Raw genomic sequence first — 16615 nt, forward strand, 5'->3', positions numbered from 1 at the left:
CAGCTATTTCTCCACTGAGACATGACTCCCCCAGATTGATACACCCTCCATAGAGGTTGCCGTGAACGTCATCACTTGGCTTCCGGTTCCCTCGTTCCACTCCAGCAGAAACACACCATAATATATAGTCCCGTCAATCGTCAACTCAGCAGTATGTTCTCCGCTAAGCTTCCATGTCCCTGTGACCGCTCCTGAGATCTTACCCTCATCCGTGAGTTCGATAGGTTCGGACTCTACAACATCAGCCGTTATATCCTTGTTATGATTAATATATTTGTAGCCACCTGTTACTTCCTTCTGCTTATATTGGCCTATCGTTTCGCCACTATAGCGATGAGGAGCGACAACGGGCCAAGCTTCACTATTCATAAACATCTGATGAACCCGTACCTCATGTTCCTCTCCACGATTAGGGAAGCGTGTATGGAAAATCAAATAATACTTGCCTGTATCCTTATCATAATAGGCGGAGTTATGGCCAGGTGAGATATAACCATCACCTATCACTGCCGTTTCAACCTCCGTATTCTGGAATTCAAAATTGCCCATCAACTTGACCCCATAAGGTGAATACGCCGGATCATCGAACAGAACTCCAGCAGTTCCCTGTGCATTAATCATTTCCTGACCTGCAGAGTCCTCAAATGGCCCATCAGGATTCTTAGAACGGGCTACGCGGATGTTATAGCCTCCACTAGCATCCAGTCCCCCGTACGAAAGAAATAGATAATAATAATCGGTTTCGGGACTGTATAACATATAAGGACCTTCAATCCGGGCATGATTGGCACCCAGCAGTTTCTTTCCATATCCCTGATCCGGCAACGGGAAGCCCGTCTTTGTATCCAATTGCAGTATAAATATCCCACCAGAATAAGATCCATAAACCATCCATAGCTTACTCTCTTTATCGAAAAAAACATCCGGGTCCACTACATTCGGCTTTACAGTAGCATCATAAATTTCTCCATCATCACCTACACCGGTCATCCCGGATTTCAGAATAATGCCCGCATTTTTATACGGACCTTCAACACTGTCTGCTACAGCTATGCCCATCGCGGATAGCGGAGAATCTCCTCTACAAGCGTCATAATACATATAGAACTTTCCGTCTGCCAGCTCAATAACATCAGGCGCCCATAACGTATCGGATTGTGCCCAAGCTAAGGTCTCACTTAATTCTTCTTTCACATTTGGAATAAGCACATTTCCGTCGGCTACCCCCGAAGATATTGGCGTCCAAGACTGCAAATCCTTTGATTTGGCCGAAGCCAAATGGGAACCAAACACATAATAGGTATCCTCTACTTTAATAACGGAAGGGTCATGCACAGAAACATTTTGGAAGACTGGTGCTGGTGCTGCTACGATCTTCGTATTGTTATTCGTCTTCCCAGCTTCGGGTCCACTACTACAGGCTGTGAGTAAAGCAAGAGAAAGCAAAACGGTCAATGTTCTTTTTCTCATCATTCGACCTCCTATGTATACCCTTACATTTTGAAACGAAAGCCGAAAATAGTCAATCCTTTTATTTATATATGTTAGTTTTATTTCATACTTATTTAAATCATAGGCAAAAGTTGGCAAAAAAAAGAAACAACTTGCCCTCCATTAAGGGACAATAATCGTTTCGCGTACTAAACTAATAATAACATAGTGAGAATTGCTCCATTTCTTCCATAAAAGAAACGCCAAGCCCTAAAATCAGGCTTGGACGTTAAGTTTTATTTTTAAGCTGCAACTACAGCTTAATATTCATTATTCTCGACCAAGATCGGCTGAGGATACGCATTCGGCAATACACGTTGTCTCTTCTTCACGACTGCGGGTGGTTCTACCACTGGAGCTAACGGATGCATTAACCATGACTTCACTAGATGCGTATCCGATACTCTGTAAGTAGGCGGTTCCTTCTCCATATCAATCTGCATAGCATAAGTGCTGCGCAGTGCAAATGCATCGCCTTTTGGCGGTTTAATTAGATCGGGAGGTGTACCAGGAATAGCTGTAAGCAATGAACCTTTGCTCTCCAGACTTGGCATTGAAGCAAGTAGTCCCCAAGTATACGGATGACGTGGATCGTAGAAAATTTCAGCTGCAGTACCCATCTCTACAATTTGTCCAGCATACATAACGGCTACACGGTCTGCCATTCTAGCTACAACACCGAGATCATGGGTAATAAAAATAATTGCTGTATCAATTTTCTTCTGCAAATCCTTCATCAAATCGAGAATTTGCGCCTGGATGGTTACATCGAGCGCAGTTGTTGGCTCATCCGCAATCAGCAACTTAGGGTTAGCAGCTAACGCCATAGCTATAACAACACGCTGGCGCATCCCGCCACTGAATTCATGTGGATACTGCTGAAAACGCCGCTCAGGAGAAGGAATCCCCACAAGATTAAGCAGTTCAATACCCCGCTTATGTGCAGCATCCTTAGACAATTTCTCATGTTTGAAAAGAACTTCAGTAATCTGTCTGCCTACCTTCATCATCGGATTAAGCGAGGTCATCGGATCTTGAAAAATCATGCCGATCTCTTTGCCGCGAATCTTCTGCATTTGTTTCTCTGTCTTGCCGATCAGATCTTCACCATCAAAGAGAATCTGACCGCGCTTGTATTCACCTGCTGGTTCCGGAACGAGCTTCATGACCGCTTGTGAAGTTACACTTTTACCAGAACCGGATTCACCTACAATCGCTAGGGTTTCTCCTTTATCCACATGAAAGCTTACGCCACGAATTGCTTGTACTTCTCCTCCGCGTGTTCTGAAAGATATTGCTAGGTCTTTTACCTCTAAAAGGCGCTCCATCTTGTCACCCTCTCTAATTTCCATATATTATGATAATGATTCTCAATAATTATATAAGCAATAAGATATATTCTATCTATTTTTATAGGGTTAAGTCAAGATTTTTCTGAAAATTGACCACTTGTTGAATACACATCATTATGATTTCATAAACTGTAATTTAGAGTTTCTCCTGAAACCGTTCCCACCCCTCCAATAGATTGTCATGCGCCCATTGTAAATGGCCAGCACTGTCGTACTTGCGGGAATAGCATTCAATGAAGTAGATTAGATCAATGTATAGATCATATAAGTTCTTGCGAGCGGATTCATTAGGACTGTCAAAACTGCGTCCATACCCTCTGCAGAAATGTTCTGAGTTCTCGATATAGCGGAAGTAATATTCCATCAGTGGGTCTCCCCAAAGTGCCCGCTCCCAATCAATCAGCGCTACGATTCTGCCGTCTCGCACGAACACGTTGCCGTCCCACAAATCCCAATGTATCAGTCGTGGCTCCGTCACTTCATCTAGAACATGTGAAATTGTTGCAACCCTAACCTCAATTGTCTCCACAGCAATAGGCATCTCTGCTCCTAGACGTCGTGCATCCTCCAATAGACTGGTAAACATATGCATGAAGGTATCGCGCCAAGAACTCGCTGATGCATGTGGTGCCACACTAAATAATCCAAAGTGTTCTCCACGGATCTCGTTAATGATGCGGTTATAACGTCCCAGCTCAGACTCAATAGCGGCTCGTTCATCAACTGTGAGCTCATCCTTGATTTCATTATAGGGTTGGCCTATTATTTTCTCCATGAAGAAGTAATCACAAGGTATGATTGTGCGGCTGGTATCATAGCCAATCACTAGCGGAACGGGCACAGTCCCTTTAGCCTTTATCAATTTCAGCGCTTCAACCTCAGCCAGCATAATATTGTGTTCATAGCTCAATATATCGATCTCATCGGCTGGCGCAATCTTAAGAATGACTCCTCTGCCGTTAGATAACTGAAGGTCATAAGCTGCGTTAAAATATCCACCCGTAAGCTCCATCCGCTGGACAATGGTCACTTGGCTTCCAAAAGCAGTACTCACCATGTGATCCTGCTGCTCTACTGTTATTTTTGATTTTGTCAGGCTTTCCAAGGCATCAGCACCACCATTTCATCTTCTAAAAGTTCATTCTGATCTATATTATAACTGAAAGCGAGGAACTACAGATGATGATCATCAAACCCAGAACACGCGGGTTTATCTGCACCACCGCACATCCGGCGGGTTGTGCACATCAGGTACAGCAGCAGATAGCGTATGTACAGGCACAACCGCAGATCAACGGTCCCCGCAATGTACTTGTAATTGGCGCCTCCGCTGGTTATGGTCTAGCTTCGCGAATTGTAGCAGCTTTCGGAGCTGGCGCTAGTACAATAGGTGTCTATCGTCAAAGCAATAGCAGTGAAACCAGAACAGCTTCAGCCGGCTGGTATAATTCAGCAGCTTTTGAGAAGTTTGCCCTAGCGACCGGACTGCAATCCTATAGCGTTACCGGCGATGCTTTTTCTCAAGAGACTAAAGATCGAACTATTGATCTGATCCGCAAAGAGATGGGACCAGTTGATCTTGTCATATACAGTGTTGCATCTGCACGTCGAACCCATCCGGTGACGGGAGAGAACTTTAATTCCGTACTTAAACCCATCGGCAGCACCTATACCAACAAGACAGTAAACTTTCATACCGGTGAAGTAAGCCTTGTATCCATTGAACCAGCTACTGATAAAGAAGTTCTGGACACGGTCAAGGTGATGGGCGGAGAAGATTGGCAACTGTGGGTCAATGCGCTGCAGCAAGCCGGAGTACTTGCCAATGATGCCGTTACTGTAGCTTACTCCTATATGGGATCAGAGATTACCAAAGCTGTCTACCGTGGAGGAAGCATTGGACAGGCGAAAGATCATCTGGAAGCTACAGCTTGTCAACTAAACGATCAATTAGCGGTTCATGGAGGCCGTGCTTATGTGGCTGTCAGTAAAGGACTCGTCACACAATCCAGCTCAGCGATTCCGGTTGTGCCTCTGTATATTTCCGCCTTGTATAAAGTCATGAAAGAACAAGGGCTGCATGAAGGCTGTATTGAACAAGCCTACCGGCTGTTTACAGATCGGTTGTACGCTACTGAAGGGACGGCGGTTGACGAGGAAGGCCGGATCAGGATCGATGATTGGGAGATGACTCCATCTGTACAGGATGAGGTAACCCGGCTATGGGCCGAACTGTCGACAGAGAATATCTACGAACTGACTGACCTGCTTAACTACCGACGCGAGTTCTTCCAGCTGTTTGGCTTTGAGATCGAAGGCATAGATTATGAAGCTGAGATTGAGCAAGCAGTGACGATTCCCAACTTGCGCTGAGTAACAAACTCCTAATTATTGAGATTACCAACAAGAAGACCGGAAACCTCGCTAGAGGGGTCTGGTTTATTCTTGTGAATAACTTTACCCTTCAACCCCATCAGTGCCTCTGAAACGATCCCAGCCCTGAATCAGGTTATCATGAGCCCACTGCAGATGGTCTTCATTCTTATATTGACGCGAAAAACATTCAATATAAAAGATAAGGTCCAGATACAGATCATACATTTTCTTACGCAATTGCTCGTTTGGAGTGTTAAATTCAACGCCGTAACCCTTGATGAAGGCCGGAGAATTCTCTAAATGGCGAAAATAGTACTCTAACAGCACATCGCCCCACAACGCCCGCTCCCAATCTATAATAGATGTAATGCACCCATTCTTAACAAACACATTGCCGTTCCACAAATCCCAATGAACCAGCCGGGCTTCGGTCACTTCATTCAATATAGGTAGATACTTTAGGATCTCAGTCTCAATTTCTTCAATAGTAGCAGGCAGTTGTACGCCAAGGCGGTATCCATCCGCTAGCAATTCATGCATCATCAAAGAAAATGTTGCTCCCCAGGTAACCCCCGCCTTAACTGAGGACTGAGCGAAATAACCGAAGTGTTCTCCTTTTACCTCGTTAATGGCTCGGTTGTAACGTCCCAACTCGGTTTCTATGTACTCTTGCTCCGCTTGAGACAGGCTTTCTTTGATCTCATTGTACGGCTGACCTTCTACTTTCTCCATAAAAAAATACGGACAGGGGATCTGCTTCAAACTATCGTCATAACTATATACTTCAGGCACGGGTACTGACCCTATACCCCCAATCAAGCGCAGCGCTTCTACCTCAGTACGCATAATATTCTTCTCGTAGCTCAGTGTCTCAATCTCCTCGGAAGGAGCCACCTTTAGGATCACTGATCGACCATCGCTTAGTTTAAGTTCATAGGCTGCATTAAACATACCGCCAGTCAGCTCCGATTTACTTATGATGCTAATTTCAAGACCAAAAGCGGTTTGCACCAAAAGGTCCAGCTGATTGTCAGTTAATTCTGTCTTTGTGAAGCTTTCCATATTCATCCTCCCATTAGGCCTATTCAGAACAGAAAGCCGCCAAATATCTTTGGCGGCTTAAATATGCTGTCATTTCATATGAAATTCCCGGATTTAAACCCACCACATATCAGCAAGCGGTTCCTCGATTAACACCTGGCGAAGATTATCAACGGCCTTGGAGAAGCCTTCTTCGACTGACATCAACCCATCTTCATGTTCAATGCTGACGACGTAATCATAGCCTACCAAACGCAGAGCACTGATGATATCAGCCCAGGTCTTGAGATCATGACCATAACCGACCGAACGGAACTGCCAGGCACGATCGAGCATATTTCCATAAGATTGCATATCTGTTACCCCATGCATATTGACATTAATCGGATCGATCACGGTATCTTTGGCGTGGAAATGATGAATCGCTCCTTGACGTCCCAGAATATGAATGGCTTGTACTGGATCGATACCCTGCCACCACATATGACTTGGATCAAGATTGGCACCGATAACCTCACCCACCGCTTCTCTTAACCGCAGCAATGTGCCTGGTGTATGCACGGAGAAACCTCCATGCAGTTCCAAACCGATCTTCACATCATGCTCTTCAGCAAAAGCACCCCATTCCTTCCAATAAGGAATGACTTTGTTCTCCCATTGCCAGGACAGAATTTCCTGGAAATCATTTGGCCATGGTGCGACCGGCCAGTTCGGATATTTCGCATCCTCATGGTCTCCCGGACAGCCTGAGAACGTATTGACGACAGGTATGTTCAGCTTCTGTGCCAATTTGACCGAGTTTACGAAATCCTCATGATCCTTGCGGGCAAGGGCTTTTTGTGGATGCAGCGGATTGCCGTGGCAACTCAGTGCACTGATTGTAAGGCCGCGAGAATCGACGGCATGCTTAAATTCTTTAAGGGCTGTCTCATTCTCCAGAAGCAGCAACGGATCACAGTGACTATTGCCTGGATTGCCACCTGTGCCGATCTCAACTGCTTTTAGTCCTTTTGAGACTACATAATCAAGCGCGTCCTCCAGCTTACGACCTCCGAATAACACCATAAATACTCCAAGTTTCATAATATGCCACCTCTCCATAGAGAAAAATTTAGTTCAATCGGCTTAATAGATGTCAAAATCCTGCACCACTTGATGTGTTTCAGCGGCTTCAAAGATGACTTCGATCAGGTTCAATACACGCAGAACCTCGGCATTAGTAACAATCGGCTCTGCTTTCCCCTCAATTACGGCTACAAAGTTATCATAGAAGCTAGAAGGAAGCTGTGCGGCTGACGGTAAGGCTTCCGTAACCGTTGCCCCTTCGGAAGGGGGCGCCATTGTTTTGGTAAGTCCGACGCCTGCGCGAATAGGTTTGGGCTCAATGATGACCGAATCATGATTTCGCGTCACAATTTTACCAGTTAAGGACCAATCCTCAATTATAGCTGTTCCTTCAAGTCCTTTGACGTACCATCTCGGCAAGGTAATGAAATTGGTAGTTCCAACCTCAATCAGCGCTTTGACACCATTCTCAAATTGCAGGATCGCTTCAAAACCGTCATCTACTTCGTTGCCTAAAATATAGCTTAAATGGCTAGTTACACTAGTGATCTTGCTGTCTATTAAGAATAGCAGCTGATCCAATAAATGCACGCCCCAGTCTAGAAGCATACCGCCGCCTTGTGCTTTTATGTGCCGCCAGTCACCCGGAATGCCATTCGCTCCATGTACACGCGATTCGATTTGGAACAAGGTTCCAATGGTTTCCCGTTCATACATTTCTTTAATGACCAGGAAATCCTCGTCCCAGCGTCTGTTCTGGTGAACCATCAATATCCGGTTTGCTTCGGCAGCCACGGCAAGCATCTCTTCAAATTCAGCCTTGGATGAAGCTACAGGCTTCTCGCAGATGACATGCTTTCCAGCTCTGAGGGCATCTATGGTGATTTCTGTATGCACATCGTTTGGTGTTGCAATCAGAACAATCTCCACCTGAGGATCTACCAACACATCTTCGAAACTTTTATATACAGAATAACCAGCTTCAACGGAGGCCGCCTGGCGGTAATCTAGCAAATCGTAGGTACCTATAACTTCTAAGGAAGCATTCTCCTTTATCAGTTGAGCATGATAGCTGCCCATTCCCCCAAAGCCTATAATGACTACAGAATGTTTTTTTGAGCTCATGGATTCCACTCCTATTTCTTTAAATATACTCTATTGAATGTTTAAATTTAGTTATCAGATGTTCCGTCAAAATATACAGCACGGCCAGTACGGGCCGATTCGTAAATAGCTTCCAAAATTTGTGTCACCACAAAAGCCTGCTCTGGTTTAACTACAGGTTCAGTATCTTCTCTGACTGCCTTAAGCCACAGACGGGCTTCACGTGCAGCTGCATCTTCTTCTCCCCCGCTGTAGAAGGCTACTCCGCCCGCTGACAGGTCTACTTTGGTCTCATATAAACGTCCGCCCTTATCGCCATTGAAGCGCAGGCCGTCCGCCATATCCGCACCACCCTCAGTACCCGCAAGCAGCGTCTTTGCTTCTCCGATCTCGGAAACATTCAGCGCCCAGCTGGATTCCACTACGATGGTTGCTCCATTCTCCATAGTGATGAAACCAAAAGCTGAATCTTCAACCTTGAACTGCTCAGGGTCCCAAGTACCAAAAGCGTTGCCGGCACTGCCCACATTCTTCCGTTGTCCAAGCTTGTGAAACGTAGAGCCAACCACCATACGTGGTTTGTAGTTATCCATCATCCACAATGTAAGATCAAGTGCATGCGTACCGATATCGATCAAAGGACCGCCGCCTTGTTTCTCTTCATCCAGGAATACGCCCCATGTAGGAACAGCACGTCGGCGCACTGCGATCGCTTTGGCATAATAAATATCACCGAGCTCACCGTTTTCACAAGCGGCCTTCAGGTACTCACTATCTGCACGGAAACGATTCTGGTAAGCAATAGACAACTTCTTACCGGTGCGACGTGCGGCGTCTAACATTTGCTGCGCCTGAGCTGTAGTCTTAGCCATCGGTTTCTCACACATAACATGGTTCCCTGCTTCCAGAGCGGCAACCGTAATCTCAGCGTGACTGTCATTTGGAGTGCACACATGAACGATATCAAATCCTCCAACTTCCAACAGCTTGCGGAAATCAGTATAGACAACTGCACCTTCGGCACCAAAAGCCTCAGCGGCTTCCTGTGCACGTTCCTCTACGATATCGCAGAAAGCCACCATTTCTGCGTCAGCTTGACGCGCCAAACTAGGCATATGTTTCCCGTTTGCGATACCCCCGCAACCGATAATAGCAATTTTCAACTTATTAGACATGAACTTTTCCTCCCTGATCTGCGTATGCTTTAACCCATTTCAAACTATCGGCAACACTTTCTAGTGGTGAGCGGCTGCAATAATCCTGCTCCACTACCGCCCATTCTGTGCCTGCCTGTTCAGCAGCTGCCAAAATGGCACCAAGATCCACTATGCCTTCACCCAGTACAACAGTTTCTGCTGTACCATCTTCACGTTTCTTCATATCCTTCAGATGAATGATCGGCAGACGACCTGCGTACTTGTTAATATATTCTACCGGATCATACCCACCATAATAGACCCAACAGGTATCCATCTCAACCTGCAGCAACTCGGACGGGACGGTTTCAAACAGAAAGTCAAAGGCAGTGCGGTCACTAAAGCGTTCTGTAAATTCAAAATCATGATTATGATACGAAAGTACAGCTCCACCCGCTTTGCACTTCTCACCGATGATCCGCAGATTTGCAGCTACTTCTTCCCAGTTGCGCTGTTCCTCAGTCAAATAGGGAACGATCAGATTAGAGTTGCCAATCTCTAGGTTGAAGGCAATTTCTTGTTCTGTATCCTTCAGCAAAGTATCATACGGACGGTGTGCTCCAAGAGCGACTAGTCCGGTATCCTTAAGCAGTTGTTTCACTTCTGCAGCAGTACGGTCAAAAAAGTGGTAAAATTCCACTCCGCTATAACCGATCTCTGCTACCTTGCGCAGTGTTCCTTCGAAATCCTGTTCCAGCTCTTCTCTCAGCGTATACAATTGCAAGCCAAGCTTCAACATCGTCTAATCACTCCAATGGTTTGGGTTTAAGTTCTAAGATATTACCGCTAACTCGACCCATATCGGGAACGCCTACTGCGATCACCTGAACAAAAATGCTGTTTCTCGAATTCATCAACGAAGTACTCTCTGATATTCCGACAGCCTATCAGGCCTGCTCATATAGCTTTAATGCCCCAATATAGCCTCCGTTAGTCAATATGTATCGTTCCGGCTTAGATACATGGTAATATGAAAGCGTATGAAATAAAATGAATAATATGATCGAAACATGAACAATTTGCTTATCATTTAAAATCACACAGGAGGTCTCATGACATATACTGCTGCTTGTCACGTTCTTTCCGCCGGATTTTCCTATCACCGCAAGCCATTTCACATGTCGCAGAGTGAAGGAATCAAGAATTATCTGATCCGTCTGCAAACCGAGGGACGTAGTCGTGCTCTTATCGATGGAGTGATGTCTCCCGTGGAAAGCGGTGACCTCATGCTGTTCGCCCCAAATGATCCCTATTATCTAAGCATAGACAAAGAGAACTATCCTGTAGGCAAACCGCGCATTGTCAGCGGCGATTATCATATTTTTTGTGGTGGGGCCTGGATTGAGGAATGGTGGAATCGAGTTCAGCGGCCCGCTCGTCAAAGCTTGCCACTCAGTGACAATTTCCTGGGTTTATTCCGTCAGCTTGTACTGGAACAACGGCGTTTATCTGACTTCTCCCCGGAAATTTCCGCCTGTTACCTACAAATCGTATGTATGGAAATTGATAGGCTGATGACAGATCAGCCTGCAATTACTCCAAAAGGCTATCTGGCTTATCGTATGAAGCAATATGTTGAGGAGCATGCAGCATTCCCCTTTCACTTAGAGGATGTTGCCGGCCACGTTGATATTTCCGTCTCCCGGGCTGTTCATCTTTTTAAGGAAGCCTTTGGCAAGAGCATTATTAAATACGTCAATGACGTAAGGCTTGAAATGGCACGTGAACGAATCACCTTTAGTCCAATGCCACTCGAGCATGTAGCAGAAACCTGCGGTTTCGCTAGCTATACCTATTTTCACCGCGTGTTCCGCAACCGGTTCGGCATGTCACCCAAGGAGTTTCGTGTGCAAAGCAGAGAACTGGTATGAAGTATTTACACTTTGTCGAAAGTTGAATCCATCGCATACAAAAGGAGCGCCATCATGGAAGATCCGCTCCTTGTGTTTAATCTTATTCAATTGCTCCCGCTTGCTTGGTGTCACTCGGACATGCTGGGAAATTGCGCCATAATCTTTATTGATTCTCCGGTTGTTCACTTCGCTCCACATTCCGGAGCGCTCTGCCTTAAGCAAGGCTTTTCGGGTTTTAGTTCGTGCCATGTGGCACCACTCTCCTGTTCGTTGGGGGATAAAATCTATCTTTAATTTTAGCATAAATGCGTAAATTCTGCAGCAGAACAACAGCGAAATTCCTAACATTTACAGTAGACTATGAGCGTAGGCCTGATTTCAGTATAATGAGAACAAAGCAGTCTATCCTAATAGATTCGGGGGAGTATAGAAATGAAATACGATATTTTGTATGAAGGTGCGTTTGCAATGCTTAAGGTACACTTGGACTCTGGTGAAAGCGTCAAAGCAGAAATGGGAGCAATGGTCGCTATGTCACCTAACGTAGAGCTGCGGGGAACAGTGGATGGCGGATTGATGCGTGGACTGGGTAGAATGCTGAGTGGTGAGAAGTTCTTCTTTCAGGAGCTTACGGCCACCAAAGGCCAAAGTGAAGTTCTGTTATCCCCGGGCTCCCTTGGAGATATTCAGGCGATTGAGCTGGACGGCTCCTATAAATTGTTTGTGCAAAAGGACGGATTTCTGGCCGGCACACACGGCATTCAAGTAAACACGAAGATGCAGAATCTGACCCGGGGTCTCTTTTCCGGTGAAGGATTCTTTATCATTGAGATCAGTGGCAGCGGGACCGTATTCCTGTCTTCCTTCGGTGCGATTCATGCCATCAACCTGGAGCCTGGGGAAGAAATGATCATCGATAACGGGCATCTTGTGGCTTGGCCTGATTATATGGAGTACAAGGTGGAAAAAGCAGCCTCCGGCTGGCTGAACAGCTTGACCAGCGGTGAAGCGCTAGTATGCCGGTTCCGCGGCGAGGGCGTAGTACTGGTGCAGAGTCGGAATCCCGGCAGCTTCGGGACATGGATTAAATCTTTTGTACCTAACAGACCTTAGATATGCGAAACAGCTGCACCACTTGATCGTTTAACGGCAATGTTTAACAGCATCCACTGCTGTTAAATCATTGGTTTTATGTACATTCAGGTAATTAACAGCAAAAAATGCCGTTAATTTCCCTACTATCCAAGAAATCAGCATCCAATCGACGAATTAACGTCAGAAATTCATGTTAATTAGTCTTCAAGACAGGAATAACTCAAATTAGCAGCAGAAATTCATGTTAAATAATTCTACTTTTCTACTTAGGATCGTCTCCCTAATATCCCCATAAAAAAGTCAGTCTCCATTTCATCAACGGAGACTGACTTTTTTTATCTGGAGTTCATCATAATAATATTAAGAAACGGCCTTGCAATCCTTTTCTCTTTTACAGCCCGTTCTATTGCAGGTCTGGTAAGTGCCCTTGAAATCAAGGCGATGGTCCGTAACTTTAAAGCCGTATTCCCGTTCCACTCTACTCTCCAGTTCTAAGAGCCAGTCATCCTTAATTTCTTCCAGCCTTCCACAAACACTGCATATCAAATGATGATGCATGTGGTCATGATCATTATCACGCAGATCGTAACGCGCTACTCCATCGCCGAAATTCATCTTTTCCACGATATGAAGCTCACATAACAGCTCCAGCGTCCGATAAACCGTTGCCAGACCAAGATGCGGATACGTACTCTTCACCATCATGTATACTTCCTCAACGCTTAAGTGATCCTTCTCATTATCTAACAACACCTTGACTATGGCTTCGCGTTGGGGCGTTAATTTATACTGTTGTGCTGCAAACTGCTGACTGATATTCATAATTGGATTCATAGGGTCTCCTACCTTCCCGGAACGATTCAATATCCGCGCCTTCTGAGACGTACCTCATCTAAGTAACTTAACATTTAGCCTAATTAGTAATGGTTACGATATAAGCATAACAAAATTGCCCACAAATGAAAAGAGCCTGACATTAGTATAACATCTCTTACCCTACATCCAAAGCTACTTTATAACAAAATTGTTTATAAAATATTTCTTTTGTCCTAGCAGTTGCCCAATCAGAACTCAATCCGCTTCCCATACCTTATATAAACTGTATATTCTATAAAGGAGAATCGGGCCGGATGAAGAAATCAATATTAACAGAATCCCAAATACGCCGGAGCGCCCAAGCTCTGCAAAAGGTAGCAAAGTCCATGCTGCCCTTCTATAGAAAGATCGCCACGAACCGCGCCTTCGCCAAGCAATGGACAACGGCCGTAACCTCTGCCGATCTCACGCTTATGGGCAAGCTACTGGCCAGTATTCCTGCCCTTTCCGGGACTACGGATTACGGGACGAACGGTATCGGATACTTTGTTTCGTTCCCTTTTCCGCTTCCCATTGCCTTCTACACCAATGGTACAACGATACCACCAGGGACTGTACAGTTCACCTTCAGCACAAGAGCACATCGCAGCATCGCTTGTGCGGTCCTCCCGCTATACCGGAAGCTGGCTACCAGCTGGAGCTTCGCTGAAGCCTTAGCACGAGGTATCGAGAACAAGGACAGTAAAGCTATTACCACGATGGTCCGTGAATGGGTAACAACAAGTGCATTAAAGACTGTGAGCATTGAAGATTATGGTGTTGCTCTGCTTTTCAGGCCTAAATTCAGTAAATACCCTTACCGTAATCTGCTATTTCGCGAGACCCAATAAAATTTTTATCTTTTCAAATAGATTGCCTGCAACCTTTCCAGAATTCACTTCGTCAAAGGAGTTGTAAATGGCCAAGCGGCCTAACTCTACTACGAGGTGGAATAACTATGAACATTAAGAAAACAACTTTCGCAGCCATTACAACGGTATCGCTGCTCACTTTCTCTCTGGGAGGCCAAATTTTTGCAGCAGGAGGCAGCTTTAAGGATGTAGACTCTGTAAACGGCAAAGAAAAGATTATCTCCTTAAAGGATCAAGGTTTGATCAAGGGTGTTTCGGATACCCAATTCGTTCCCGGTTCCAAAGTAACAGTAGCCCAAGGTATTCAGTTCATTTCCGGTGGACTTCAACTGAGTCTTGCCGCTATTGACTTCAACAAGGCTCCGGTTGCCAGCGGTTTGTTCACGAATGTTAAAGATAACGCTTGGTATGCTGAAGCCTTTATCAATGCACACTACAATGGCGTAGAGATTCCTGCGGATATTGATCCTACAAAGCCTATGACCAAAGAGTTATTCACAGTCTTGCTGATGCAGGCAACTGAAAAAGTTGGCAACTTGCCGATGATCAACATTATCCCGACGGATATCGCTGACTCAGATCAATTCGATCCTGCTTCCCAAGGCAGCATTCAGCGTTCGCTTAAATATAACATCAACGCCTTGGACGCAAGCGGCAAGTTTAATCCTAAAAGCGAAATCACTCGGGCCGAAGCTGCAGTGATGCTCTATAATGCTTTGGAGTTCTTGAAATCCCGTGCTGACGTAACTCCACCACAAAGCTAAGTACTCTATCTATTTGCAGAAGGCTATCAATTAAATAAAAGGCAGTCCAGGGATTACCCTTGGACTGCCTTTTGTCACATTCTGCTTATATATCTTCTCCGTTAAGTCGGTTGAGGAACTGCAAGGCACGCGGATTCCTCGGATGCTCCAGCACCTCCTGCGGACTGCCTTGCTCTAAGATGAGGCCGTCATCCATCAGAATAATCCGGTCTGCCACATCAGCGGCGAATTTCATCTCATGAGTTACAATAACCATGGTCATGCCTTCTCTAGCCAACTGTTTGATAACCTTCAGTACCTCCCCCACCAGCTCAGGATCAAGCGCCGAGGTGGGCTCATCGAACAGCAGGACCTCCGGCTCCACGGCCATGGCTCGGGCAATGGCCACTCGCTGCTGCTGCCCACCGGACAGCTGATGCGGATAAGAATCCGCCTTATCCGCCAGCCCCACCTTGTCCAGCAACGCAAGTGCGCGCTTGCGCGCTTCCTCTTTGGTGCGCTTTTGCACGGTTATCTGTCCTTCCATCACATTGCCTAACGCTGTCATATGCGGAAACAGATTATAGGATTGAAAGACCATTCCTGTTTTCCGACGTAAGGCCAGCATTGATTTCTGATCTATTCTCTTGGCATCCGTAAAGTTGATCTTAACATCAGCCAAAGATACGCTTCCCTGGTCGGGTATCTCCAATAAGTTGAAGCAGCGGAGCAGTGTCGTTTTGCCGGAACCGGACGGACCAATGATTACCAGCACCTTGCCATGTTCCAGACTAAGATCTACGCCCTTCAGTACTTCCAGCGAGCCGAAGGATTTATGCAAATCGAGTATTTCTATCAAGTATACCTCTCCTTCCTAGCTCGCAGAGTAACGATCCAGCCGTTTTTCCAAGTAATTTTGCAATGCCGACAGAACCGAACAGAACAACAAGTAACACACCCCTGCTTCGCTATAGACCAGCAACGGTTCATAGGTTGTTGCAGCCACCTGCTGCGCAGTTTTAAACATTTCCATATAAGTGATAGTGGCAGCCAGCGAAGTGTCCTTGACCAAGCTAATAAAAGAGTTGGATAACGGCGGCACCGATACACGTGCAGCTTGTGGCAAAATAACGCGGCGCAACGCCTGACCACGGGTCATACCGACCGAAAACGCAGCTTCCCACTGGCCTTTATGTATGGACAGTATGGCAGCACGGACAATTTCCGAAGAATATGCGCCCACACTAAGCGTAAACCCGATCGTAGCCGCAATAAACGGGTCCAGCACAATTCCAACCGCAGGCAATCCATAAAAGATAATAAAGAGCTGTACCAATAACGGGGTTCCACGAATCACCCATACATAGAATCGGGCAATCAACTTTGGAATCATCCAAGGAGATAAGCGAACCAGTGCCGTTAACACCGCCAGCAGTAACCCCAGCGCAAATGAGACCAACGATAATGGAATGGTAAAAGCCACCCCGGCTTTAAGCAGGGGCAGCAGCGAATCTAATAAGATCTGAATTTTACGGTCATCCATTGTTCAGACATCCTTCTTGGACCTTGGTC

17 protein-coding genes are annotated in these 16615 nt (G+C 45.8%); 5 read left to right on the forward strand and 12 right to left on the reverse strand.

The window, feature by feature from the left end; all coding sequences use genetic code 11:
* Positions 1-3: 3 nt before the first annotated feature.
* The 3 genes from GJB61_RS05080 to GJB61_RS05090 all read right to left on the reverse strand — a co-directional run bounded on the left by GJB61_RS05080 (position 4) and on the right by GJB61_RS05090 (position 3948).
* A complete protein-coding gene (locus tag GJB61_RS05080; RefSeq protein WP_154118121.1) occupies positions 4-1470 on the reverse strand; it encodes an arabinan endo-1,5-alpha-L-arabinosidase AbnB in 1467 nt (488 codons plus the stop codon).
* A gap of 281 nt (positions 1471-1751) precedes the next feature.
* Positions 1752-2819: an ABC transporter ATP-binding protein gene (locus GJB61_RS05085; RefSeq protein WP_154117403.1), complete on the reverse strand. Its 1068-nt coding sequence runs from the start codon at positions 2817-2819 to the stop codon at positions 1752-1754.
* 160 nt (positions 2820-2979) lie between these two features.
* The gene (locus GJB61_RS05090) at positions 2980-3948 is read right to left on the reverse strand and encodes a phosphotransferase family protein (RefSeq protein ID WP_229521486.1); all 969 of its coding nucleotides are present in this window, start codon (positions 3946-3948) and stop codon (positions 2980-2982) included.
* A gap of 77 nt (positions 3949-4025) precedes the next feature.
* On the opposite strand from GJB61_RS05090, the gene fabV reads away from it, so the two are divergent.
* A complete protein-coding gene (gene fabV / locus GJB61_RS05095; RefSeq protein WP_154118123.1) occupies positions 4026-5216 on the forward strand; it encodes an enoyl-ACP reductase FabV in 1191 nt (396 codons plus the stop codon).
* Positions 5217-5300: 84 nt separating this feature from the next.
* Here fabV and GJB61_RS05100 read toward each other — a convergent pair whose 3' ends face one another.
* The 5 genes from GJB61_RS05100 to GJB61_RS05120 form a co-directional block, all read right to left on the reverse strand.
* Positions 5301-6281, reverse strand: coding sequence for a phosphotransferase family protein (locus tag GJB61_RS05100; RefSeq protein ID WP_154117404.1), 981 nt, complete (start codon positions 6279-6281; stop codon positions 5301-5303).
* Positions 6282-6374: 93 nt separating this feature from the next.
* On the reverse strand, positions 6375-7343 hold the full coding sequence (locus GJB61_RS05105; RefSeq protein WP_154117405.1) for a sugar phosphate isomerase/epimerase family protein: 969 nt from the start codon (positions 7341-7343) through the stop codon (positions 6375-6377).
* 42 nt (positions 7344-7385) lie between these two features.
* Positions 7386-8450: a Gfo/Idh/MocA family protein gene (locus GJB61_RS05110; protein WP_154117406.1), complete on the reverse strand. Its 1065-nt coding sequence runs from the start codon at positions 8448-8450 to the stop codon at positions 7386-7388.
* Positions 8451-8497: 47 nt separating this feature from the next.
* The gene (locus GJB61_RS05115) at positions 8498-9604 is read right to left on the reverse strand and encodes a Gfo/Idh/MocA family protein (protein ID WP_154117407.1); all 1107 of its coding nucleotides are present in this window, start codon (positions 9602-9604) and stop codon (positions 8498-8500) included.
* A complete protein-coding gene (locus tag GJB61_RS05120) occupies positions 9597-10364 on the reverse strand; it encodes a sugar phosphate isomerase/epimerase family protein (protein ID WP_154117408.1) in 768 nt (255 codons plus the stop codon). The genes GJB61_RS05115 and GJB61_RS05120 overlap by 8 nt, the downstream gene beginning before the upstream one ends.
* A 313-nt stretch (positions 10365-10677) precedes the next feature.
* Here GJB61_RS05120 and GJB61_RS05125 point away from each other — a divergent pair, with 313 nt between their 5' ends.
* Positions 10678-11496: a helix-turn-helix domain-containing protein gene (locus tag GJB61_RS05125; protein WP_154117409.1), complete on the forward strand. Its 819-nt coding sequence runs from the start codon at positions 10678-10680 to the stop codon at positions 11494-11496.
* Here the strand turns inward: GJB61_RS05125 and GJB61_RS05130 are convergent.
* The gene (locus GJB61_RS05130; protein ID WP_229521487.1) at positions 11455-11727 is read right to left on the reverse strand and encodes a hypothetical protein; all 273 of its coding nucleotides are present in this window, start codon (positions 11725-11727) and stop codon (positions 11455-11457) included. The two genes, GJB61_RS05125 and GJB61_RS05130, sit on opposite strands and share 42 nt — an antisense overlap.
* A gap of 183 nt (positions 11728-11910) precedes the next feature.
* Between GJB61_RS05130 and GJB61_RS05135 the strand changes: the two genes are divergently transcribed.
* On the forward strand, positions 11911-12591 hold the full coding sequence (locus GJB61_RS05135) for a TIGR00266 family protein (RefSeq protein ID WP_154117410.1): 681 nt from the start codon (positions 11911-11913) through the stop codon (positions 12589-12591).
* Positions 12592-12933: 342 nt separating this feature from the next.
* Here the strand turns inward: GJB61_RS05135 and fur are convergent, their stop codons facing one another.
* Entirely contained in the window at positions 12934-13407 is a 474-nt protein-coding gene (gene fur / locus GJB61_RS05140; RefSeq protein ID WP_154117411.1) for a ferric iron uptake transcriptional regulator, read from the reverse strand.
* A gap of 296 nt (positions 13408-13703) precedes the next feature.
* On the opposite strand from fur, the gene GJB61_RS05145 reads away from it, so the two are divergent.
* Together GJB61_RS05145 and GJB61_RS05150 are read left to right on the forward strand one after the other, a co-directional pair.
* Entirely contained in the window at positions 13704-14279 is a 576-nt protein-coding gene (locus GJB61_RS05145; RefSeq protein ID WP_154117412.1) for a hypothetical protein, read from the forward strand.
* Positions 14280-14386: 107 nt separating this feature from the next.
* Positions 14387-15064: an S-layer homology domain-containing protein gene (locus GJB61_RS05150; protein WP_154117413.1), complete on the forward strand. Its 678-nt coding sequence runs from the start codon at positions 14387-14389 to the stop codon at positions 15062-15064.
* Positions 15065-15149: 85 nt separating this feature from the next.
* Here the strand turns inward: GJB61_RS05150 and GJB61_RS05155 are convergent, their stop codons facing one another.
* The gene (locus tag GJB61_RS05155) at positions 15150-15902 is read right to left on the reverse strand and encodes an amino acid ABC transporter ATP-binding protein (RefSeq protein ID WP_154117414.1); all 753 of its coding nucleotides are present in this window, start codon (positions 15900-15902) and stop codon (positions 15150-15152) included.
* A 15-nt stretch (positions 15903-15917) separates the two neighbouring features.
* Positions 15918-16586, reverse strand: a complete 669-nt coding sequence (locus tag GJB61_RS05160) for an amino acid ABC transporter permease (RefSeq protein ID WP_154117415.1) — start codon at positions 16584-16586, stop codon at positions 15918-15920.
* Positions 16587-16615: the final 29 nt, after the last annotated feature.

The sequence above is a fragment of the Paenibacillus monticola genome, from assembly GCF_009664975.1.
GTDB lineage: Bacteria > Bacillota > Bacilli > Paenibacillales > Paenibacillaceae > Paenibacillus_AQ > Paenibacillus_AQ monticola.